This is a genomic window from Alteromonas sp. MmMcT2-5 (assembly GCF_022348315.1).
Taxonomy (GTDB): domain Bacteria; phylum Pseudomonadota; class Gammaproteobacteria; order Enterobacterales; family Alteromonadaceae; genus Alteromonas; species Alteromonas macleodii.
The window spans coordinates 1-21,941 of record NZ_JAKRFB010000061.1 but is presented as its reverse complement, the minus strand read 5'-3'; the positions used below and the strand labels follow the sequence as shown (position 1 = coordinate 21,941).

The window sequence follows — 21,941 nt, the reverse complement described above, 5'->3', positions numbered from 1 at the left end:
AGAAATAGCCATTTTGCTGCACCCAAAGATGAGTAATAGATCAAAATGGGGGATCGGTGTCAAGAAAAATAAATCAGCTAATTAGGTGCGGAATGACGGATTTACCTCATGGTTTGTTGCTTTCTCATTGACTCCCCAGTGAGGGTTATCCGGTGAGCATTGTGGATGAGGCGATCTAGTAGCGCATCGGCAACCGTGCCGTTACTTATCATTGAATGCCATTGCTCTACAGGTAGCTGACTACAGATGATGGTGCTACTTACGTCGTGCCTGTCTTCTACCACCTCCAGTAAGTCTGTTGCCTGTTTGACGGTGAGTTTTTCCAGTCCCCAGTCATCCAGGATCAGTAGCTGTTGTTTCGCTATCGTTGCTAGCTGCTTGGTGTAACTGCCATCAGCGTGGCCGATGTGTAAGTGCTCGTTTAATCGTGGTAATCGCCAGTAACCAACACGTATTCCCTGGCGACACGCTTGTTCACCAAGCGCACAAGCTACATAGGTTTTACCGCCACCTGTGGCTCCGGTAACAATGATATTCTGATGATGACTAAGATATCCGCCATTTAATAAATCGGCCATTCTTGGCTTTTGTAATCCGCGGCCATTGTCGTATGACAGTTCTTCCGGTGTTGCATTTAACCTGAGTCGTGCCTGTTTACGAAGTCGGTTGATGCGGTTTGTCCGTCTTTGGTTCATTTCATGGTCAACCAGCAGGGACAACCGTTCCTCGAAGGCTAATTCACAGTAGGTGTTGGGTTGAGCGCGTTGCTGTTTTAACATATCCGCAATCCCTGTCATGCGCAGTTGCTGTAATTGTTGGATGAGTAGATCGTTCATTTGAGTTCCTTATTTGTAATATTTAGGGCCGCGGATGTTGTGATGAGTGAGATTGGGCGTTTCAACGTCATCCACTTTCGGGGCATTATCAAGGTGGGTGTGCAACAGCGATTTCACGCTGGCTCGACAGGGATTACCTATATCAATAGCCCGGCGACAGGCTTGTTCCAGGCGACTTTCGCCGTATTTCTTTGCAAGGTTAAGTAGCCCAAGGCAGGCCCGATAACCTTGCTCTGGATGTGGTTTGCTTTGCAGAATGGCGTCGGTGACTTCAAGTGTGGAAGGGCCGATCTGCTTTGCCCAGTTCTTGAGTCTTCCGGGTGACCATTTCTGATGCTGATGATTGGCAGGCATATGCTCATCAACACAGGTAAAGCCACCTTTTCGGTCACTACGCATGTGTTGTGCAATGCACTCGCGTTGGTAGTAAATCCGAATAAGCCGCTTAGAAGCCTGTATTTCAACTGACTTGCCGACAAAGAGGTGAGGAACTGAGTAGAAATGGTCTTTGTACAAGACATGGTAATCAATACCGACTCTGGCAATATGGATTTCAGTGTATTCCCATGGTGTTGTGGGTAACGGGGCCAGCTCTGGTTTATCCAGCGATTCAAACAAGGTTTGTCGGTTTCCCGGTAATCGCTGGAATGGTTTCTGATTCAGTTCATGCAGTAACGCCCGAATAGCAACATTAAGGCCTGATAAGGTATGGAAGACCTGATGCCGCAATTTTGCCATTATCCATCGTTCCACAATGAGTACGGCATTTTCTGCTTTCGCTTTATCTTTTGGCTTCAGAGGTCTTGCAGGCATCACGGCGCAGCCATAATGATTCGCTAATGACTGGTAAGCTGTATTCAACTGAGGTTCAAATCGACAGGCTCTGGTGACCGCTGACTTGAGATTGTCCGGTACCAGCAATTGCGGCACGCCGCCGAAGAAGGCAAACATAGCCACATGCGCCTCCAGCCAGCTTTCGAGCTTCTGGTTTTCTGTGGCAATCGCAAAGGTGTAGTTTGACGCGCCCAGTACCGCAACAAAGACCTGGGCATTACGCACTTCTCCGGTGCCGGGATTTACAATCGGTAATGTCGGCCCACAGAAGTCGATAAATAGCTTCTCGCCTGCTTTATGCGTAAATCGCATCGAGCGCTTTTGCTGGGATTTCCATTCACGATAATTGTCGCAAAACTGGCTGTAGCTATAGCAAGCATCAGGGTAATTAGCCTGATATTCCTCCCAGAGCAGCAGTTTAGTTACACCTTTACGCCGCAGTTCAATATCCATCAGGCCATAATCAGGTTTAATACGGCCCGCTTTCCTGTCAGGATAAAGTGACTGATGTAGCCATTGATCGGAGGCATGCTCAGGTAACGGCCAGCCACAATCCAGGGTTCTGAATTTACCGAGAATATCAGATATAGTGGCAGCCCCTGCATACACCGGAGCAATCCGGACATCGATTCCGGCATTATCCGGACACCCTTTCCGTTTTAATCCGGACACCGATTCCGGGATAAACCAGCCAGTTTTCTGCTAACTCCGGAATCACTGTCCGATTAGGCGGAAACCCTGTCCGGAATGCCGGAATCCCTCTCTTTTCTCTTTTAAATCAATTAGTCACAATCCTCGTTATCGATTGAATTATAGCGAGGACGTGAGCATGACAAAAAAGAGGACATCTATGGCAAATATCAAAGAGATTTTGCGCCTTAAATTCGAATGTGGTTTTTCTGTCAGAAAGATCGCCGCCTGTACGAAGGCAGGACGCTCGACCATCTCTGATATCCTGACGCGCTTTGAACAAAGCGCATTGCGCTGGCCACTTACCGACAACTGCTCCGATACCGCGTTAACACAGGCCCTGTATCGGGAAAAAACGGCGGCTCAAAATAAGGTCATGCCTGATTTCGCCCAGTGCTTTATCGAGCTTAAGCGTAAAGGCATGACCAAGCAGCTTCTGTGGGAAGAATATGTCGCCGAGCATCAGCACAGAGCCTACCGTTACAGTCAGTTCTGTGAGCATTACCTTCGATGGCATAAGATGCAAAAGCGGAGTATGCGTCAGATCCACACTGCCGGCGATAAGCTGTTTATCGACTACTGTGGCCCGACAATCCCGGTCGTGAATCCTGATACCGGAGAGGTTCGTTATGCGCAGATCTTCGTTGCAACGTTGGGGGCATCCAATTACACCTACGTCGAAGCCTGCCCAAGTCAAAAACTGGAGCATTGGCTGGAAGCGCACGCAAACGCCTTCACGCACTTCGGAGGCGTGCCAGCGCTTCTGATCCCGGATAACCTTAAAGCCGCGGTCACCAAAACGGATCGTTACGAGCCGAAACTCAACGACAGTTATCGTAAACTCGCGAATCATTACGGCACTGCGGTGATGCCCACGCGACCTTATAAACCGAAGGATAAAGCCAAGGCAGAAAACGCGGTACTGATTGTTGAACGCTGGATCATGATGCGTCTTCGCCACCGCGTATTCCATACCTTCCATGTATTAAATCTGGCGATCCGCGAGCTGATGGACGATCTGAATCAAAGAGAGATGAAACAACTGGGCGCGAGCCGTAAAGCCTTATTCGACAGCCTGGATAAACCCGCCCTGAAACCTCTCCCGGTTCAGCGCTATCTGTATACAGAAAGCAAACGCGCCAAGGTAGGGCCGGACTATCACATCGAATACAGACAACACTATTACTCGGTCCCTCACCAACTGGTAGGCCAGCATGTTGAACTGGAGGCGAACGTGCGGCTAATCCAGATCTACCACCAGGGAAACCTGGTGTCTCAACATCCGGCCAGCCAGAAAGCGCACGGCCTCAGTACTCACACGGAGCATATGCCCAGCAACCATCAGTACCAGAAGTGGTCACCGGAGCGCTTACTGAACTGGGGTGGCAATGTTGGGGCGGCTACCCGGCAGGTTGTCAGTACTCAGCTCAGCGCCAAAGATCACCCCGCGCAAGCGTACCGTAGTTGTCTTGGTCTGCTTAATCTCACCAAAAAATACGGCGATGTGCGCCTGGAACAGGCCTGTAAAGATGCGCTGATGGTGAATAAACCCTATCTGCGTTTTATCAGAAACCTGCTTAAAAACCACCGGGAAGGCCAGTTATCTTCCGAGTCTCATACCACCCCGGATATCCAGCACAGCAATGTGCGTGGCCCAAATAGTTACCACTAGGAGAACGACATGAATCAGCTTAATGAACAACTAAGAACCCTGCGTCTTGGTCACGCCGCCAAGGGCCTTGAACAGCAGCGGGAGCAACTCTCCACCTACGCCGAGTTAACGTTCGAGGAGCGGCTTAGTCTGCGCCTTGAAAGCGAGGTGCTGGGGCGAAGCCGGGCCAGGATCGAACGCCTTAAACGACAAGCCAAGCTACGTATTGATGCCTCACCTAATCAGCTTATCTACAAAGAGGATCGGGGCCTAAAACGCATTCAGATAAGTGAACTATTAACCGGGAGCTACCTGCTAAAGCACCAGAATATCCTGATCACCGGACCAACAGGTGCCGGTAAAACTTACGTGGCCTGCGCATTGGCAACCCAGGCCTGTGAGCAGACGTACAGCGTTCGTTACTACCGCCTTAGCCGTTTACTGGATGATCTGAGTTCAGGACGGCTGGATGGCAGTTATCAAAAACAGCTTCTGGCCTTATCAAAGAAACAGCTGCTGGTAATCGATGACTGGGGAATGGAAAAGATGAGCCAGGAGCAAGCCGGTCATCTGCTGGAGTTACTGGAGGATCGTTATCAAACAGCCAGTACCATCATGGTAAGCCAGCTCCCGGTTAAAGAATGGTACAACATGATAGGCAACGCCACGGTGGCAGATGCCTTGCTGGACAGGCTGATCCACAACAGTCATCGGATTGAGTTGGGAGGAGAATCAATGAGAAAACTGGCGCAATCCGGACAGATAGGATAAAAATAGGGTTAGAGAAAAGCGAGGAAAACAGGCGTCCGGATTAAACCGGTGCCGGTGTCCGGATTAGCCGGAATATGCATCAAATCAAAGCGCTCTATCATGCCAGTCAAAACGGCTATGAAAAACTACAACTAACTCGGATACTGCGAGACATAGAAACTGTAGATAACTCAGTTGTCCGAAAATTTATTAATGAAACATACCATATTGAAAATGAGTTCATCTTCCAGCTAGATCCATCGCTGTTCGATCTAATGCCCGAATATGTTGTGAAGGAATGCGATAAAATTGTTGAGGCATTTGAATAATGAGTTATTACGCAAAATTTGATGGATGGAATGAGCTAAGAGTCGAGGACCTCCTAGTAGCATACCGAAAAGCAAAAGCCGACTGTTTTTTCGAAAACACCTTCCCCACTGCAATTAAGTTTGCAGAATACGAACAAGACCTGCTGACCAACTTAAACTGCCTATTAAGCCGATTAAAGAGTAATTCAGGCTTTAAAAGCGATGAAGAGCTGCTTGGAGATTTCCGATTACTACCTAAGAAGCTATCTACTGATAGAAAGGCAGATTGCAGCGAAAATGGTCATGTGCATTTCTCCAAACCAGAGCGGGCGGTCGAAAGTCTGTTCAAGAATTACGCTATAACGCCTGAATTCAGAATTGTGGGTGACTTTCCGGTAGATACCCATATCATTTCAGCCTTGTGGACCAATATGATTGGCCACCAGTTTGATGCCAAGCTCGACGACAGCTGCTATGGCGCACGGCTAAAGCGAATCAGGAACGATGAACTATTCGTAGAGGACGATGAGAAGCCATTTCACATCAGTTCCATTGGATCATTTGTGCCCTATTTTCAGCCATATCAAAAGTGGCGAAGCGATGGTTTAAAGGCCATTCGTGACGAGCTGGAAAAGGATCGCGACGTAATTGCGGTTTCTCTCGATTTGAAGAGCTACTACCACTTTATTGACCCTATGGCGATTTCTGGTACAGCGTTACTTGAAGCACTTGATCTTGAGCTGACAGATGAAGAGAAGGCCTTTACCGAACAACTCGCAAGTGTTCTATCTGCCTGGGCTGTAGGTGCTGAAAAATTCGGCCAATCCGTTGGGGGCAAGAAAGCCAAGATAAACGGAGGATTAGTGATCGGCCTGACGTGCAGCCGTGTTATTTCCAATGCTTTACTTCACAGGTGGGACAAGCTTGTTCAGGAAAAATTAGCGCCGATTCACTATGGCCGCTATGTAGATGATATGTTTCTGGTATTACGTGATACGGGCACGATCACCAATAGTTTAGATCTGATGAACATGGTTCAGTCTAGAATAGGCGAAAGCTATATTTCACAAAACGCCAAGAACGATAAGGTTTGGGAGATTAATCAGGGGGCGGAATTCCAAGGCAAGACCAGAATATCGCTTCAGTCTGACAAGCAAAAGTTATTTGTATTGCAAGGGCGTGCAGGCCTTGACCTACTGGACAGTATCGAAAAGGAGATATATGAACTTTCCAGCGAGCACCGTTTGATGCCATCGCCAGATCAATTAGAGCACTCCACGGCAGCCAAGGTGCTATCCGCTGCAGGAAGTGTGGGCGAAAATGCAGATACATTGCGTCGGGCCGATGGCCTGACTATTCGTCGGTTAGGATGGTCACTACAGCTGCGCCACGTAGAAACCATGGCTCGGGATCTGCCACCAAATCAATGGAAGGAGCAGCGCGAGGAATTTTATCAGTTTGCTCATAACCATATCTTACGAGCAGACAATCTCTTTGCTCATTTTAACTACTTACCAAGACTACTCGGCTTTGCAATCAGCATGAATGAGTGGGAGCAGGCTGAGCAAATAGCGGTGAAGTCCTATCGAGCGATCGATACCTTAGCTTCAGAAGTTGGCAGAGGTAAAACGGTTCGCATTAACGGATGCGATGCTAAAGTACTAAAAGATCTTTGGGGTTATATCAAAGGTACTTTAACTTGGCTGTTTATTGATGCCGCAACCCGATACTACGATCCTGACAAGCTTTTCCAGGTTGAACGTCGTCCGCTCAAAAGAAAACGTTTAGCGAAGTTGTTTTTACAGAATATTTTAAGCAATACAGCATTTAGGAATTTTCTTAAAATCAGTTTCACTGAAACTGATTTTGAAAAAATGGCGCCACTTGTCGCTCTTGCTGACCTAGCGAAAGAACCGTATAAACAGATACTTAAGAGTAAATCTGCAAAAGAGCTTGTTGGCAGGCGAAAAGGTGGAAAAGAAAACCTGCTTATGAGGAAGCTAGACTCTTCTGGTCTTATTGACGTTTATGCCTTAAAAGAATTTCTCAGTTCTACTACATCTTCTAGGCTTATTCATGTAGAGAAAGGAAGAAGAAAAAACGAAAGTTACTTGCCCTACATCTTTCCTACTCGACCTTTATCTCCATCCGAAATATCCGAATTAGCGCCTGAATGTGTGGGTTTACCTTTCGCATCTGGTAAAGCCGCTCCTAATCGACCAGCTGTTATGTGGGCTAAATACACCCAGGTTTTGCGTGGCGTATGGATAAAACCCACTCTTCTGGCTGTGGAACAAGACGCCAGCGATAAGAAAGCAAAGCGACGCAAAAAGTATCTGAAAATTGGCACTGACAGTAAAGACAAGGTGGTGGTTGCATTAACCAACCTGCGTACCGAAGACAGCGATTGGGCTGCTACCGCATGCAATAAGCCGAATTTAAGCCGCGAGCGTTACCAGAAAATATCCAAATTGGTTAACGATGTATTAAAGCTAAATCCTAAGCCGGATTACGCCCTTTTCCCAGAGCTTTCAATCCCATTGCGCTGGCTGAACAGCATTGCCGCCAGATTGAGTGCGGCGGGTATTAGTTTAATTGCAGGAACTGAGTATCGGCATAGCGAGGGAAACAAGATTCTGAGTGAGGCCGCTTTGGTATTGGCAGATAATCGACTCGGCTATCCAACCTTTGTAAAAATATGGCAACCCAAGCTTGAGCCAGCCGTTGGCGAAGACAAAGAGCTCACGGTGAAATTTGGTAAGGAGTGGGATCTTTCTAAAAAATCACCGAAGCCAATTTATATTCACAACGGCGTTAACTTTGGTGTCATGGTTTGCTCAGAACTGCAAAATAGCAAGGCACGCATTCGTTTCCAAGGTGCAGTTGATGCCCTTATGGTGCTCAGTTGGAACAGGGATCTGGATACTTTCGCCTCCCTGATCGAATCCGCTGCACTAGATGTTCATGCTTATACCATATTGGTAAACAACCGGAAGTATGGCGATAGCCGCGTTCGATCACCAGCCAAAGAAAGCTTCCTTCGGGATATTGCCAGACTGAGGGGAGGGGATAATGACTTCGTGGTTGCCGCGACCTTGGATATTGCGGCTCTTAGAGCATTCCAAAGTCGCGCTAAACGCTGGCCAGAAAATGGTGACAAATTTAAGCCTTTGCCAGAAGGGTTTAAGATATTGGGCGACAGACGAAAGCTACCGCCCAAGTAGTAAGGTTTTTTGAGGCTAAGTCACCAGCTTTAAACTTGGTCGCTTATTTTGAGAGATATTACCGTGTGATTTCCCGCTCAAGACGTTCAACATCAAGCCAAAGGTTAGCTCATCCAGCTCTTCTGGCTGAATCAGCAACTCTCTCGCAACATCAGCTTTGGAAATACCATCTTCTCGCAGACTCGCGAATACCTTCTTAAGCACTTGCGATGTTTCAAAAGGTGAAGGTTCCGGTTCATGAACCCGCCCTAGTTTGGCCAGATCAATGCATAGCGTTCGATAGGTCCAGTCGGTTGTCAGGTTGAGCGAGTGTAACCGGTAGTTAAGTGCGGCAGCAGACACATTCCAGTACTTTTTATGGGAGATAAGGCTTTTTAAAGTCGCCGATCTTGGCGCATTGGCCAAAACACTCCTACGCGGCATCAAAAAGGCCGACGCGAAGGCATTTGCTTCTTTTTCCGCTTCTTGACCTTGGGGAGCACCGTGACGATGCATAACCAGATGGCCAAGTTCATGTGCCGCATCAAAACGGCAACGTTCCGCTGTTTTCTTGGTGTTGAGAAATACAAAAGGAATTTCACCGTACCACATGGAAAAAGCGTCAACTTCTCTGGCATCAACAGATAGTGAGAAGACACGCACACCCTTAGCTTCAAGCAATGCGATCATGCTTTTGATTGGAAGCTCACCTAAATCCCAGTAGCGGCGGAGCATTTCAGCGGCTGCTTCCGGGTCATTGCCTTGGCTCCCGCTTGGGTATTGGTCTCCTTCAGACGATTGCTGGCCTTTATCGTTTTTTGACCTTTCATCCGAGGAGAGCCTGTAATCCTCTGGAAAATCTGGCGCAGGCAAATCAAACTTTTTTTCAATCCATTGGTTCAAAAGTAACGCAACAGATCCTGCAGAAAGCGCGATGTCTCTTTGGGCGGCAGTCATTTTGGTAAGCGCACGAAAGCTCGCCACCTCAACCGGCAGCTCTTCTACGTCATCAGCAAAGAAAAATTCGACCGGAAAACGAAGTGCGTTCGCGATCTTTTCAATAGTCTGGCTTTCAGGCACAGTTTGACCGCTCTCATAAGCAGTAATCGACCGATCTGTTACACCCACTTCTTTTGCCAATGCCCGCTTTGTTAGCCCTCGGCGCTTTCGCGCGAGAGCAAAACGAGTATTGTTAAACATGTTATGCCTTCTTCTTGATAGGTACTTCTATATCTGGCAAATCAGGTGCTTTAATTTCGACTGAATCATCATCTAACGGCATGCTCGGTAAAATAATGCGTTCTTTCCAGCCATTAATTTTGCCACTAGATATGCTGGATGGCAGTGAGAGCTCGCAGCGCACCTCATCAGTACCCAAATGCATCAGCAATACCCACGTTGTAAGGCCTTGAACATCTTCAATTACAGGCAATAGTTCACTGAACATATCCAGCTGATTGTTAGTTTCAACGGCTTCAGCCGTATTCACACCCTTGGGGCACTTATTTGAAGGTGTCGCTCCGATCATGCCGGTTGCTTCATCGCCAGTAGTAACGACAATGGCTAAACCTGCTTTCTGATTCACAGAGAGTTCGTAGTTGCCTTTATCCTCTTTAATCCAACCATGGGATATAAGCTGCTCTCTCAAAACTGCAACGACTTCTGCCCACATAATGATCCCTCGAGCGATTCGAGGGTGATTACTGGTAGTACGAGACCGTGCAAGGTAACCTTGCCATACAGACTCTGTAAGTGCTGTCATCGGAATACCCAGCTGGGATAGCCGATCCAGGGCATTTTCTTCAGTGTGTAGTTGGTCGTTCATTTAGTCGCCTCTAGAATAAAGCATTGCTCTTCCTGTTTTTATACCTCAAATGAGGAAGAAAAACAAGAAGAGTGTAAGCGTAATTATAAATCTGGCAACAGGCGTGCACCGCGAACTGAAATGTCTCGTTTGCCCTCTGATGCAACTAATTCAGTATTGATGATTTATGTTTTAGACGGAAGCTTCCGCCTAGAAATACACAAAGTATGACAGTTTTTTGTTCCATTTATTGAGTGAAAAAAAGTGATGATTGATAAAAGTATGATACTTTTACTATTTGCTAAAAATAACGCAGCAATAGAATCAATGAGTTACATTGGTTAAAGTATGATAGTTTTTTGTAAATCTACAGTATTACGCAATTGGCTAAAGAAGCGGTTGCTGGTGCAAATCAATAAGCACGCTTTAGTCATTAGCTTAAAGAGAAAAAACCTGCTTTATGCAGGTTTTTTTATGTTCATAATTAGTATGTGTTGTTTAACAAAAAAACACATACTGTGCGGCTCAAATGTACGTAAAGCGGTCGTTGAGGCATTGAGGTTCTAATGGCAGCTATGAGCGAATAGCAGACGTTAGAGGAGCCTCCGTTGTAGACTAGCTATCTGATCGTATACCGGTCGTTCAGATAACCACGAACCACTGCCAATTTCTGTCACTCTGGTCAGTTTACTTACCAGCCCAACAAGGTACACTACAGACTTTTACATTAGCAAGGATGCTGATGTTAGCTGCAGAGCAATACACCTATCAACGCCATCGTCCAGAGCAAACATTGCTCTATCAACTTGTTGAGAAACATTACCCTGCCTTCGCCGAGATGATGCAATCTCAGGGAAAGGCATTACCATACCATGTGATCAAAGAGTTTGAAGAGTTTCTTAAGTGTGGTCGACTTGAGCATGGATTTCTGCGCATAGTCTGTGATGACTGCAAACATGAGAAGCTTGTAGCTTTCAGTTGCAAGCGAAGAGGTTTCTGCCCGAGTTGCGGAGCTCGAAGGATGGCTGAGAGTGCGAAACTACTGGTTGATGATGTATTGCAGGGTTACCCTGTTAGGCAATGGGTGTTAAGCTTACCTATTCCCCTAAGGTTATTACTCGCCAGATACCCCAAAGAACTCAGCAACGTCCTGCAAATCGTTCACCGCGCAATTTCCACAGACATCATCCATCGTTCAGGCTACTTGAAGAAGCAGGCTAAGACAGGGGCAGTCACCTACATTCAGCGTTTTGGTAGTGCGCTTAACTTAAATATACATTTCCATATGCTGTTCCTTGAAGGTGTCATCACACAAGAGCATGGAAAAATGACATTTAAGCGAGTCAAAGCGCCGAGTCATTCCAATATGGAGGCGTTGGTAAACACCATCAGCCAGCGCATCGCACAATATCTCGAAAAAGCAGGGCTAATTCAACGCGACATTGACAATACCTATCTGGACTTGCCAATTAACGATGAAGACAGCTTGTTACCACTGCAAGCTGCTTCGGTCAGCTACCGGATCGCAGTTGGTGCAGATACTGGTAAAAAAGTGTTTACTTTGCAAACCATGCAAGCAAAAGATCCTGATCACTTAGGACAACTCGCAAAGATAGCTGGATTTAGCCTACATGCAGGGGTCTTCGCAGATGCAGATCAACCAGAAAAACTAGAAAGATTGTGTCGTTACATCGCAAGACCTGCAATAAGCGAAAAACGCTTAAGCCTCACAACGACAGGTAATGTCAGATACGAACTCAAGACACCCTACAGCAATGGTACGACTCACGTATTCTTCTCGCCGATTGACTTCATTAGTAAGCTAGCTGCCTTGGTACCACCGCCTAGACTGAATCTGACGCGGTTTTATGGCGTGTTTGCGCCAAATGCCAATGTACGAGCAGAAGTAACTGCTTCACAACGCGGCAAGAACAGCCCTCGTTTAGCAGAGCATCTGAAAGATTCAGATAAGCCCTACCAGGCGCGCAGCATGTCATGGGCACAGAGGTTAAAACGTGTATTCAACATTGACATTACCATTTGCGAAGCTTGCACAAAGGCGAATGTCAAAATCATCGCATGCATTACAGAGCCTGCCGTCATCCAAAAGATACTCTGGCATTTGGATAAGCAAGATTCACCAATTACCGCTAATTCTTGCAGAGCGCCGCCACTGATTGAGTCAAAACAAATAACAACTGACGATTACGTTATTCAGAGAGATTTCAACTTTGGCGCTTAAGGGCTCCACCGCCAATATAGCTTGAACACTCATGTGTTGAGGCATCATGTTGCACATATCGAGAGAATTTTTCAGTCCCAATGATCAGCCTATTTTCTTATCTTGACTACACTTACTTCGTAATTGCTTCCTGTTTTTGGACCTAAATCGCATGAAACAAGCCTTAAAGCCAGCTGTCACAGAGGATAGTAAATAGCGTTAATTTGTCTTAAACTCCGTAGCTGACCATGTATAACACCAAACCGGCTAGCACAATTAAGCCAGGTAACGTGAAAGAAAAAAAGCTGAGTGGTTCAAAACCTTGACTCTTTAAACCCGCACTTACCACTAAGTTTGGTGGAGTAGCAATTAAGGTCAACATACCACTAACCAAAGCCGCGTAGGACATGGGAAGGAGCAGTTTACTTGGGCTATTGTTGGAATATTTAGCAATGCGCAGCACAATAGGAATAAAGATAGCAACAACGGCGGTCGAACTCATTACGGCGCTAAGTATGGCGCTCGCTAACATCAGCATAATCAGCATTTTGGTCGTTGAGCTACTACTATTTTGGCTGATCCAATTACCGACAAATCTCGCTACACCGGTTCTGTCTAGCATCTCGCCAACCACGAGTAAGCCGGCAATGAGAATGACAACTGAATTGCCAAAGCCTGCCAATGCTGCGTTAACGGGCAGTATGTTGGTCAGTATTAGGGCCAAAACCACACATATTGCAATCATGTCGTAACGCACACGGTTACTCGCCATGAGTAACGCCGCGGCGGCAATCAGTGCAAACACGAAATTTGCGTGATATTGCTCAGATAACGTGAACATGATGATAGCTCCTTGCGTAAATTCGGAAGATAGAACGAAAGTGAACGTTCAAAACAACCAGATGACGATAAGAGGCTGAAAGAAAACCTTTCGTAAAATGAAAAAGCCAGTTAAAAGAGTGTTCTACAATCGTCAAACACTATTCTAGCTGGCTTTATATTACTTAGATAAATTTTTTTAGGTATTGGGGTACGTTGGACCACCACCACCCTCGGGTGGACGCCATGTAATGTTCTGTGCTGGGTCTTTTATGTCACAGGTTTTACAGTGAATGCAGTTTTGTCCATTAATTTGGAACTGCATTTCACCGTCGCTTTCCACCACCTCATAAACGCCTGCCGGGCAGTAACGTTGCGCGGGTTCATCGAAGCGAGGCAAGTTCTGCTTAATAGGGATAGACGTATCGGTTAATTTCAGATGACACGGCTGATCTTCTTCGTGGTAGGTATTTGAAATATAAACCGAAGAAAGTTTATCGAAGCTAAGTTTACCGTCTGGTTTCGGGTAGTCGATTTTAATGTGCGCACTAGCCGGTTCCATACACGCGTAGTCTTCTTTCGAATCGCGTAGTTTTAACAGTGGCTTACCACCAAAAATCTTCTGCTCCATCCAGTTGTAGCCGCCACCAACGATAGGGCCAAACTTATGCAAGGCAGGACCGAAGTTACGCGAGTTATATAACTCTTGATACGCCCAGCTCTGTTCGAATAGTTGTTGGAAATTGGTTGTACCCTTTTCTTCAGCATCGGTACCGAGCGCTTCAAGGATCGCATCAGCGGCAATCATGCCTGACTTCATCGCAGTGTGAACGCCTTTGATTTTACTAAAATTTAGTGTACCAGCGTCACAGCCAACCAACATACCACCGGGGAAACTCAGCTTGGGTAGTGCATTCAACCCACCTTTGGTAATTGCACGCGCACCATAGGTGATACGTTCGCCACCGCTGAGTGTTTCAGCAATAATCGGATGATGCTTAAGGCGTTGGAACTCATCGAACGGGCTGATATGCGGATTGGCATAATTCAAGTCAATGATTAACCCAACGAATACTTGCTGATTTTCGGCGTGATAGAGGAAGAATCCGCCACCCATGCCTTTACTTAGTGGCCAACCTGAACCATGCACAACCAACCCCGGTTTGTGTTGCGACTCAGGCACTTGCCAGATTTCTTTAAAGCCAATGCCGTAATGTTGAGGATCAGCGTCAGAATCAAGCGCGAACTTCTTGATAATGCCTTTACCAATGTGACCACGGCAGCCTTCACCAAGAATAGTGTACTTAGCAAGGATATCCATACCAGGGGTATAGCCTGGGCCTGGTTCGCCATCTGCGCCTACGCCCATGTCGCCTGTGGCTACTCCACACACTTTACCATTGTCGTCGAAAATCACATCAGCGGCAGTGAAACCAGGGAATATTTCTACCCCAAGCTCTTCTGCTTGCTCTGCGAGCCAGCGACATAAATTCGCCACACTCACAATGTAATTGTTGTCATTGTGCATTGAAGGTGGCACCGCCCAATGAGGTAACTCAGTGGCTCTAGACTCGTCGCGAAGTAAATACACTTCGTCTTTAGCTACAGGCTGACCTAGGGCAAAGCCGTCTTCTTTCCAAGTAGGGAAGAGTTCGTCCAATGCTTTGGTTTCAATGACTGCGCCAGAGAAAATGTGAGCACCTACTTCAGCGCCCTTCTCAAGCACACAGACGTTGACTTCTTTGCCTTGTTCAGCAGCTTGCTTCTTAATCTGACAAGCTGCCGACAGGCCAGAAGGGCCAGCGCCAACAATAACAACATCAAATTCGATGGATTCGCGTTCTGGAGTATCCATGACGTTCCTCTTTATGGCACTTAATTTAAAGTACGCTAGCTAATTTGGCTTCTAATTCCGGTACTAGGTCGTGTAAATCACCGACTAAACCGTAGTCCGCCACTTCGTAAATTGGTGCGTCTGGATCTTTGTTAATCGCTACGATAACTTTAGAGCCTTGCATACCTGCTAAATGCTGAATGGCACCAGAGATACCTACCGCTACATACAAGTCAGGTGCAACAATTTTACCGGTTTGACCAACTTGGTGGTCGTTACCAATAAAGCCTGCGTCAACTGCTGCACGCGATGCACCGAGGGCTGCATTCAAACGGTCTGCTAGTTTTTCGATAAGTGCGAAATTCTCTTCACTACCTACACCGCGGCCACCCGAAACTACAATACTTGCAGAAGCGAGTTCAGGGCGTTCACTTTGGGCAATTTCTTCGCTAACTACACGCGACAAGCCACAGTCAACAGCATTATCTACCGCAGTGATAGCGCCAGTGCCAGCTCCTGTTGGCGCAGCATCAAAAGCAGATGTACGCACAGTGATAACTTTCACAGCATCGCTAGAAGTAACGGTTGCAATGGCATTACCCGCGTAAATGGGGCGCACGAATTCAGCTTCACCATTAACACCGGTAATATCTGAAATTTGACCTACGCCGAGTAGTGCGGCTAGGCGTGGCAGTGCATCTTTCATTACACTCGTCGCCGGTGCAACAATGTGGCTGTAGCCTTCTGCATTAGCTTGTAATGTTGCTGCTAGGTTTTCTGCACCTTGATACGCTAGTGCATCGTGGTCAGCAACCAGTACTGCGCTAACGCCATCGACTTTTGCCGCTTCTTCGGCAACGGCTGCACACCCTTTACCGGCCACAAAAATATCAAAAGAGGCACCAATTTTAAGTGCTGCCGACACGGCTGCTAAGGTAACAGGGCTGAGTGTGGCGTTATTGTGTGATGCAATTACTAAGGTTTTCATTAAATCACCTTCGCTTCATTTTTCAGTTTATCGACTAGCTCGTCTACCGACGCAACTTTGATACCTGCCTGACGTGTAGCAGGAGCAGCAACAGAAAGTTGTTGTTGCGTTGACGTAACTTCAACACCTAAATCTGCGGCAGTTGTCTCTGCGATAGGTTTGCGTTTCGCTTTCATGATATCAGGTAGTTTGGTAAAACGCGGTTCATTCAAACGTAGGTCAGCCGTCACGATAGCGGGAAGCTTCAGAGCTACAGTTTGTAGACCACCGTCGACTTCGCGTGTAACTAGCGCTTCGTCACCTTCAATTTTAACCACTGAGGCAAAAGTTCCTTGTGGGCGACCCATAATACCTGCAAGCATTTGACCCACTTGGTTGTTGTCGCTGTCGATAGCTTGCTTACCCATCATGATCAGGCCCGCGTCTTCTTGCTCGGCTACTTTCGCTAGTAAACGGGCAATAACTAATGGCTCTGGTTGCTCTTCTACATCAATACGAATGGCACGGTCAGCACCCATCGCAAGGGCAGCTAGGATCTGCTCTTTAACGATTTTGGGACCAATACAAACAGCGATAACTTCACTTGCTGTGCCCGCTTCTCTTAGGCGTAGTGCTTCTTCAACCGCTATTTCACAAAACGGGTTGATAGACATTTTGGTGTTGCTCAAATCGACGTCTGAGCCGTCCTGTTTAATACGTACTTTTACGTTGTAATCGATAACCCGTTTTACCGGAACAAGGATTTTCATAGTAAACCTTCTAATTCTAATTAAAATTGATCAACAGCAAATTCATACAGTGCTTGGGGGTTTTGTACCATTACACCAAAATGATGTAGTGCACGTGGCAACAAGCACTGGCTGTAGTACATCGCTGAAATACGCTTCTTAGCAAGGAACTCTTCACCGTACACGTCGTCGTTCGCGTCAGTTAAGGCGATAACGGCGAGTAAGGTACGGCCTTGCATCCAACCACCACACAAATAGCCCATTGCCATTAGCATATCGAAACAAACTGCTTGTGATAACTCTTTTTCGCTCGGTGCGTTAGTCAGTAGCCATTCTTTTGCCGCACGCGCTTTGTCCACGGCTTGGGCGAATGCTGCACCAAAGGCTTGCGCGTCGGCGTTGCTAGAAGCGCTCAATTCAGTGGCGGTAGCCGTCATGTCGTTTAATAGACTTTCCAGTGCTACACCACCGTCCATTAATACTTTACGACCAATAAGGTCGAGCGCCTGAATCGCCGTTGTGCCTTCATAAATAGGTAAGATACGTGCATCGCGGAAATGCTGCGCTGCACCTGTTTCTTCAACATAACCCATACCGCCATGAACTTGTATGTTAAGCGAAGTGAGCTCTTGTGCAAACTCCGTCATCCAACCCTTTACAATAGGTGTAAACAGTTCAAGACGCGCGTATTTTTCTTTACTGTTATTGTCGGCGTGAGCAAAGTCTAGCGCGGCAGACGCTTCTAGCGCTAAAGCGCGCATCGCTTCAACCCCAGAACGCATGGTTAATAGCATACGGCGAACGTCAGGGTACTCGATGATAGGCTTTTTACTACCATCTCTGTTTTTACCTTGAACTCGCTCACGTGCATACTGCACCGCTTGTTGGTAAGCGCGGTCTGAAATACCCAAACCTTGTACACCTACGCCTTGGCGGGCGTGATTCATCATGGTGAACATATACGGCAAGCCTTTGTGCGGTTCGCCAACTAAATAACCAATCGCGCCCTCGTTATCACCAAATGCCATAGTACACGTTGGCGAGCCGTGGATACCGAGCTTGTGTTCAATTGAGATGGGGTATACATCGTTGCGTTCGCCTGGTTCGCCGTTTTCGTCGAGTACGAACTTAGGTACGATGAACAGTGAAATACCTTTTACGCCCGGAGGTGCGTCGGGTAAGCGTGCAAGTACCAAATGCACAATATTGGGGGTCATTTGGTGATCGCCCCAAGTGATGAAAATTTTCTGGCCTTTAATGCGATAGTGATCGCCATCTGGTGTTGCAGTTGTTGATACTGCCGCGAGATCTGAACCAGCGCCTGGCTCGGTCAGGTTCATGGTGCCAGTCCACTCACCAGCGATTAAGCGGGGTAGGTAAAGGGCTTTTAGTTCGTCGCTACCATGAGCAAGTAATGCCTCTACAGAGCCGATGCTCAATAACGGGCAAAGTGCAAACGCCATATTTGATGCTTGCCACATTTCGCTGACTGCAGTGCCTAAAACCTGAGGAAGATTTTGTCCACCAAACTCTTCTGGTGCTGTTAATGTAGACCAACCGTTATCCACAAACTGTTGATAGGCTTCTTTTAATCCAGGAGATTCAGTGACGGCATTATCAGCCCACTGCGCAGGATTTTGGTCGGTGTCCCAGTTCAACGGAGCAAATACTTCTGAGCTCAGTTTACCGGCTTCTTCTAAGACCGCATCTGCTAGGTCAATATTAATATCTTCTAATTGAAGTTTTTCACACAAACCATCGAAACCGATTAACTGGTCAAGTACAAATTTAGCATCAAGTACAGGGGGTTGATATTGACTCATTTCAGAACCTATCCTAGTGATTAACGTTGTTGGATTATCCAAATAGTATAGGCACTAGTCTGCAATTTGCGCTTAATTTGTTCAATTACCAAAAAAGTCTATTGCTTGACATATTCGGACACTCGTTTGCTCACTTCATCAAACTATCTCAATCTGCATTTATATTAGTTTGGGCTGATGTTTTGGTGCTAGATAAGTGTGTTCTCGCGATATAAGGTAGGCGTCTGTCCAGTCCATTGTTTAAAGGCGCGCGTGAAGGCTGCTGGTTCAGAAAAACCTAATTTATTCGTAATGGTGGAAATCGGAATATCGGGTTGGCTGAGGTAATAAATCGCCATATTTTTGCGTAATTTATCTTTGATTTCTTGAAAGCTGGTACCTTCTTCGGTCAATTTCCGACGTAGCGTGCGTTCAGACACATTCACGCTATCAGCAATATCTTGCATGCTAGCTTCGTGCTCGCGGTACTCGGCCAAATAATCCATCACTCGGCGGGTATAAACTGGTGTGAATTCTTGACGTGTAAACCAGTTGAGTGGGGCTTGCTTGAAGTGTTCGCGCAGGTTCTCCGCGCGCTGGGTGACAGGGTTTACTAGTTCTTCTTCACTAAAAACGAAGGCATCGTAGTCATGGCCGTAGGTGATGGGGCAGGGAAACATAAAACGATACTCGGCGGCATGAGCGGGTTCTGCACCACGCATCTTAACTTGTTGCAGAGGAATACTTTTACCAATTAACCAACCCGGAAAACGGTGCCAAAGCAGCAAAAAGAAATCTCGAAACAGTAAGTTACGGTCGATTTCAGGTTGGACTTGACGCATGCGCAATTCAACCTGTCCTTTACTTATATACAATGACAGTGAAATTGACTGGTTAACCAAACTGTAAAAACGGCACAGGTGTTTATAAACCCGATGTAAATTTTGCTCTTGAATCGCCCCATCGGCGAATAAACGGAACACGCCATACTTACTGGGCTGCGTGGTTAAGCCTAAAAATTCATCGTCACTTTGCTCCCATACCGAGCGCATAAGTTGACTAAATTGTTGAGAGGTTATACGACTTTGCGGATTGTCGAGCAGAGGCTGGTTAAGTCGAGCACTTTGTAGAATCGGCTCCAAATTCAAACCGAGTTGGCGCGCTGCGTCTAACACCGCATTGGCAAAGTGCACAGAAACACTGTGACTGTAGTGAAGCGACATACCTAGCTCAATGAGTCATTCGAAATTGATGCTATTTTGCGAGAGCGGTAGCCGATTAGCAAGTACAACTTGGGTGGCTTTAGTGCGGGTGTGACAGCTCCTCTACTTGGAAAAGTAGTGTAATTGGACCAAGAAAATGGCGTAGTATGTGTATTCAAACACCGATACTCAGAAACATGAGTAATAACGACGACGAGAAAATATCATGCAAAAAAGACTGACGAGATTACTTTCTGGATTAGCTACCACGCTCGCTGTTTCAATGTCTGCAAGCTTCGCCGGCTATGCGTCTACAGTAGTGACCAACGTGACTGGGTATACGCTAAACCCGCAGGGTGAAATGGTAACCTTCAACACAATAGTGTTTGATGAAGGTAAAGTAGTGCAACTTAATCCCACCGAAATGCCAGCTGATGCAACAGTGATTGACGGCAACAATAAAGTATTACTGCCGGGGTTGATTGATGCTCACGGGCATTTGCTCGGTTTGGGCGGTAACTTAATGGAAGTCGATTTACGCGAGAGTTCCTCAATGCAACAGGCAGCCCAATGGGTAGCTGACTATGCCATGATGCATGCTGACCAAGAGTGGATAAAAGGCCGCGGATGGAATCAGGAGTTATGGAGTGATCGCTCATTCCCAACAGCCGCTGTACTCGATGCTAAACTGAAAAATAAACCCGTCTGGTTGACGCGAGTCGATGGCCATGCCGCTTGGGTGAATAGTAAAGCGTTACAGATGGCGGGTATCAATGACAGTACGCCTGACCCCGCTGGAGGCCAAATTTTGCGCGATGCTGATGGCAAGGCAACAGGTGTGTTGATTGACCATGCCATGGATTTAGTGTCAGCGATAATGCCAAAAGATTCAGCGTCACTCTATGCAGCACAACTCAACGCTGCAGGCGAGCATTTGCATTCGGTTGGCATAACCGCCATGCACGATGCGGGTATTGGCCATCATGTCTACGACTTTTACTTGGCGCGAGCCGCTCAGGGTGAACTGCCCGTGCGTGTTTATGCCATGCTAAGTGCGACAGATCCGCTGCTACCAGAGATGCTAGATGTTGGCATTATTCGCAGCCAAGACGACTTTTTACATGTGCGCAGCGTAAAAGCTTATGGCGACGGAGCATTGGGTAGCCGAGGTGCTGCGTTAATCAAGCCATATTCAGATGCACCTCATCAGCATGGGTTATTACTAACGCAACCTGAAGATTTTCCCAAAGTAGTACAGCAAGTGTTAGGCGCGGGTTTCCAGTTGAACTTTCATGCCATTGGGGATAAAGCCAATCAGTTAGTACTTGATGAATTTGAGCGTACCTTTGAGCTACTGGGTGGCCAAGCCCTGCGTAACCGAATTGAACACGCGCAAATCATTGCGGTTGAAGATTTGCCTCGCTTTGCCGAGTTGAAAGTATTGCCGTCGATGCAACCTACTCATGCCACCAGCGACATGAATATGGCGGAAGATCGCTTGGGTAAAGCTCGGATGGAAGGTGCCTATGCATGGAAAACATTATTGAACAGTGGTATTCCAATGCCACTAGGTTCAGACTTTCCGGTTGAGTTGGCCAATCCATTCTACGGCTTACATGCCGCAGTTACTCGCCAAGACCGCAATAATCAACCCGTCGCTGGTTGGTATCCCGAACAGGCTATGAGTATTCAACAAGCTTGGCGCTTACTCTACGTCAACAATTTTCAATGTATTGGTTGCACCCACTTTTTCCATTTCATCACCGTAAGTTAAGATGATGCTGTCACCACTTTTGACTAGCCCTTTTTCTTTTAACGATGCAATAACGTCGTATTTCAAACGGCCTGGTTCACTGTTAGATGAGTCGAAGAAAACTGGCTTAACACCACGACAAAGCGCCATCGTATTTAGTGTAGACTCGTGACGTGACATGGCAATTATTGGCAATGAAGTTGTAATGCGAGACATAAGTGTTGGCGTGCTGCCGCTTTCTGTTAAACCGACAATGGCTTTTACGCTTGGTAAGTGGTTAGCGGCATAAACAGCTGATAGGGCAATAGATTCACTTGTTGAAGAGAATTGTTCGTCCATGCGGTGTTTTGAAAGCTTAACACTTGGGTGGGTTTCTGCACCTTCACAAACTCGAGCCATAGCTGCAACGGTCTCAATAGGGGGTTCTAGGGATTTTCCCCTCTAAAAAGACATAATCCTCTGTAGACCACACCAATAAATGGCTGCGGAGGTGGGTTACTACTTATAAGTGTGGCAAA

Annotated in this window: 15 protein-coding genes and 1 pseudogene; 5 read left to right on the top strand and 11 right to left on the bottom strand. The window is 46.8% G+C overall.

The features are described 5' to 3' along the window. Nucleotides 1-101: 101 nt before the first annotated feature. Both istB (MHN09_RS18480) and istA (MHN09_RS18475) read right to left on the bottom strand, forming a co-directional pair. Nucleotides 102-836 carry an IS21-like element helper ATPase IstB gene (gene istB, locus MHN09_RS18480; protein ID WP_187447534.1) on the bottom strand — a complete coding sequence of 245 codons (735 nt, stop codon included), beginning with the start codon at nt 834-836 and terminating at the stop codon, nt 102-104. 9 nt (nt 837-845) lie between these two features. Beyond that, entirely contained in the window at nt 846-2,342 is a 1,497-nt protein-coding gene (gene istA, locus MHN09_RS18475) for an IS21 family transposase (RefSeq protein WP_187447535.1), read from the bottom strand. Nucleotides 2,343-2,499: 157 nt separating this feature from the next. On the opposite strand from istA (MHN09_RS18475), the gene istA (MHN09_RS18470) reads away from it, so the two are divergent. The 3 genes from istA (MHN09_RS18470) (at nt 2,500) to MHN09_RS18460 (ending at nt 8,293) form a co-directional block, all read left to right on the top strand. Continuing rightward, a complete protein-coding gene (gene istA, locus MHN09_RS18470; protein ID WP_187447536.1) occupies nt 2,500-4,032 on the top strand; it encodes an IS21 family transposase in 1,533 nt (510 codons plus the stop codon). A gap of 9 nt (nt 4,033-4,041) precedes the next feature. Then, nucleotides 4,042-4,782, top strand: a complete 741-nt coding sequence (gene istB, locus MHN09_RS18465) for an IS21-like element helper ATPase IstB (protein ID WP_187447537.1) — start codon at nt 4,042-4,044, stop codon at nt 4,780-4,782. Between the two features lie 307 nt (nt 4,783-5,089). After that, nucleotides 5,090-8,293 carry a hypothetical protein gene (locus tag MHN09_RS18460; protein WP_239220325.1) on the top strand — a complete coding sequence of 1,068 codons (3,204 nt, stop codon included), beginning with the start codon at nt 5,090-5,092 and terminating at the stop codon, nt 8,291-8,293. Nucleotides 8,294-8,308: 15 nt separating this feature from the next. Here MHN09_RS18460 and MHN09_RS18455 read toward each other — a convergent pair whose 3' ends face one another. Continuing rightward, entirely contained in the window at nt 8,309-9,472 is a 1,164-nt protein-coding gene (locus MHN09_RS18455; RefSeq protein ID WP_187448007.1) for an XRE family transcriptional regulator, read from the bottom strand. 1 nt (nt 9,473) lies between these two features. Beyond that, nucleotides 9,474-10,097: a hypothetical protein gene (locus MHN09_RS18450; protein WP_187448006.1), complete on the bottom strand. Its 624-nt coding sequence runs from the start codon at nt 10,095-10,097 to the stop codon at nt 9,474-9,476. A gap of 721 nt (nt 10,098-10,818) precedes the next feature. Between MHN09_RS18450 and MHN09_RS18445 the strand changes: the two genes are divergently transcribed. Next, nucleotides 10,819-12,318, top strand: coding sequence for an IS91 family transposase (locus MHN09_RS18445; RefSeq protein ID WP_015067461.1), 1,500 nt, complete (start codon nt 10,819-10,821; stop codon nt 12,316-12,318). Between the two features lie 208 nt (nt 12,319-12,526). Here the strand turns inward: MHN09_RS18445 and MHN09_RS18440 are convergent, their stop codons facing one another. From MHN09_RS18440 to MHN09_RS18415, 6 genes are all read right to left on the bottom strand, one after another. Beyond that, nucleotides 12,527-13,138 (bottom strand): SLC13 family permease, encoded by a 612-nt coding sequence (locus MHN09_RS18440; protein WP_008305473.1) that lies wholly within the window; start codon nt 13,136-13,138, stop codon nt 12,527-12,529. Nucleotides 13,139-13,315: 177 nt separating this feature from the next. Further along, complete coding sequence (locus MHN09_RS18435) at nt 13,316-14,971, bottom strand: electron transfer flavoprotein-ubiquinone oxidoreductase (protein ID WP_008305471.1); 1,656 nt, start codon at nt 14,969-14,971, stop codon at nt 13,316-13,318. A gap of 25 nt (nt 14,972-14,996) precedes the next feature. Beyond that, the gene (locus MHN09_RS18430; protein ID WP_008305470.1) at nt 14,997-15,938 is read right to left on the bottom strand and encodes an FAD-binding protein; all 942 of its coding nucleotides are present in this window, start codon (nt 15,936-15,938) and stop codon (nt 14,997-14,999) included. After that, nucleotides 15,938-16,687 carry an electron transfer flavoprotein subunit beta/FixA family protein gene (locus MHN09_RS18425; protein WP_008305469.1) on the bottom strand — a complete coding sequence of 250 codons (750 nt, stop codon included), beginning with the start codon at nt 16,685-16,687 and terminating at the stop codon, nt 15,938-15,940. The genes MHN09_RS18430 and MHN09_RS18425 overlap by 1 nt, the downstream gene beginning before the upstream one ends. A 20-nt stretch (nt 16,688-16,707) precedes the next feature. Further along, nucleotides 16,708-18,489, bottom strand: a complete 1,782-nt coding sequence (locus tag MHN09_RS18420) for an acyl-CoA dehydrogenase (protein WP_008305468.1) — start codon at nt 18,487-18,489, stop codon at nt 16,708-16,710. A gap of 188 nt (nt 18,490-18,677) precedes the next feature. Further along, nucleotides 18,678-19,691, bottom strand: a complete 1,014-nt coding sequence (locus MHN09_RS18415) for an AraC family transcriptional regulator (RefSeq protein ID WP_008305465.1) — start codon at nt 19,689-19,691, stop codon at nt 18,678-18,680. A 205-nt stretch (nt 19,692-19,896) separates the two neighbouring features. Here MHN09_RS18415 and MHN09_RS18410 point away from each other — a divergent pair, with 205 nt between their 5' ends. After that, on the top strand, nt 19,897-21,444 hold the full coding sequence (locus tag MHN09_RS18410) for an amidohydrolase (RefSeq protein WP_015067460.1): 1,548 nt from the start codon (nt 19,897-19,899) through the stop codon (nt 21,442-21,444). On the opposite strand, the pseudogene MHN09_RS18405 reads toward MHN09_RS18410, so the two are convergent. Next, nucleotides 21,376-21,843 (bottom strand): annotated as a pseudogene (locus MHN09_RS18405) (pyruvate kinase alpha/beta domain-containing protein); the annotation flags it as partial. The gene MHN09_RS18410 and the pseudogene MHN09_RS18405 overlap by 69 nt on opposite strands. Between the last annotated feature and the right edge of the window lie 98 nt (nt 21,844-21,941).

Excerpts from the sequence above, each read along its gene's own strand:
- istB (WP_187447537.1), top strand. The coding sequence starts at position 4,042 with ATGAATCAGCTTAATGAACAACTAAGAACCCTGCGTCTTGGTCACGCC.
- MHN09_RS18455 (WP_187448007.1), bottom strand. The coding sequence starts at position 9,472 with ATGTTTAACAATACTCGTTTTGCTCTCGCGCGAAAGCGCCGAGGGCTA.
- MHN09_RS18460 (WP_239220325.1), top strand. The coding sequence starts at position 5,090 with ATGAGTTATTACGCAAAATTTGATGGATGGAATGAGCTAAGAGTCGAG.
- MHN09_RS18415 (WP_008305465.1), bottom strand. The coding sequence starts at position 19,691 with ATGTCGCTTCACTACAGTCACAGTGTTTCTGTGCACTTTGCCAATGCG.
- MHN09_RS18425 (WP_008305469.1), bottom strand. The coding sequence starts at position 16,687 with ATGAAAATCCTTGTTCCGGTAAAACGGGTTATCGATTACAACGTAAAA.
- MHN09_RS18450 (WP_187448006.1), bottom strand. The coding sequence starts at position 10,097 with ATGAACGACCAACTACACACTGAAGAAAATGCCCTGGATCGGCTATCC.
- istA (WP_187447536.1), top strand. The coding sequence starts at position 2,500 with ATGACAAAAAAGAGGACATCTATGGCAAATATCAAAGAGATTTTGCGC.
- istB (WP_187447534.1), bottom strand. The coding sequence starts at position 836 with ATGAACGATCTACTCATCCAACAATTACAGCAACTGCGCATGACAGGG.
- MHN09_RS18410 (WP_015067460.1), top strand. The coding sequence starts at position 19,897 with ATGCAAAAAAGACTGACGAGATTACTTTCTGGATTAGCTACCACGCTC.
- MHN09_RS18445 (WP_015067461.1), top strand. The coding sequence starts at position 10,819 with ATGTTAGCTGCAGAGCAATACACCTATCAACGCCATCGTCCAGAGCAA.
- MHN09_RS18430 (WP_008305470.1), bottom strand. The coding sequence starts at position 15,938 with ATGAAAACCTTAGTAATTGCATCACACAATAACGCCACACTCAGCCCT.
- MHN09_RS18440 (WP_008305473.1), bottom strand. The coding sequence starts at position 13,138 with ATGTTCACGTTATCTGAGCAATATCACGCAAATTTCGTGTTTGCACTG.
- MHN09_RS18435 (WP_008305471.1), bottom strand. The coding sequence starts at position 14,971 with ATGGATACTCCAGAACGCGAATCCATCGAATTTGATGTTGTTATTGTT.
- MHN09_RS18420 (WP_008305468.1), bottom strand. The coding sequence starts at position 18,489 with ATGAGTCAATATCAACCCCCTGTACTTGATGCTAAATTTGTACTTGAC.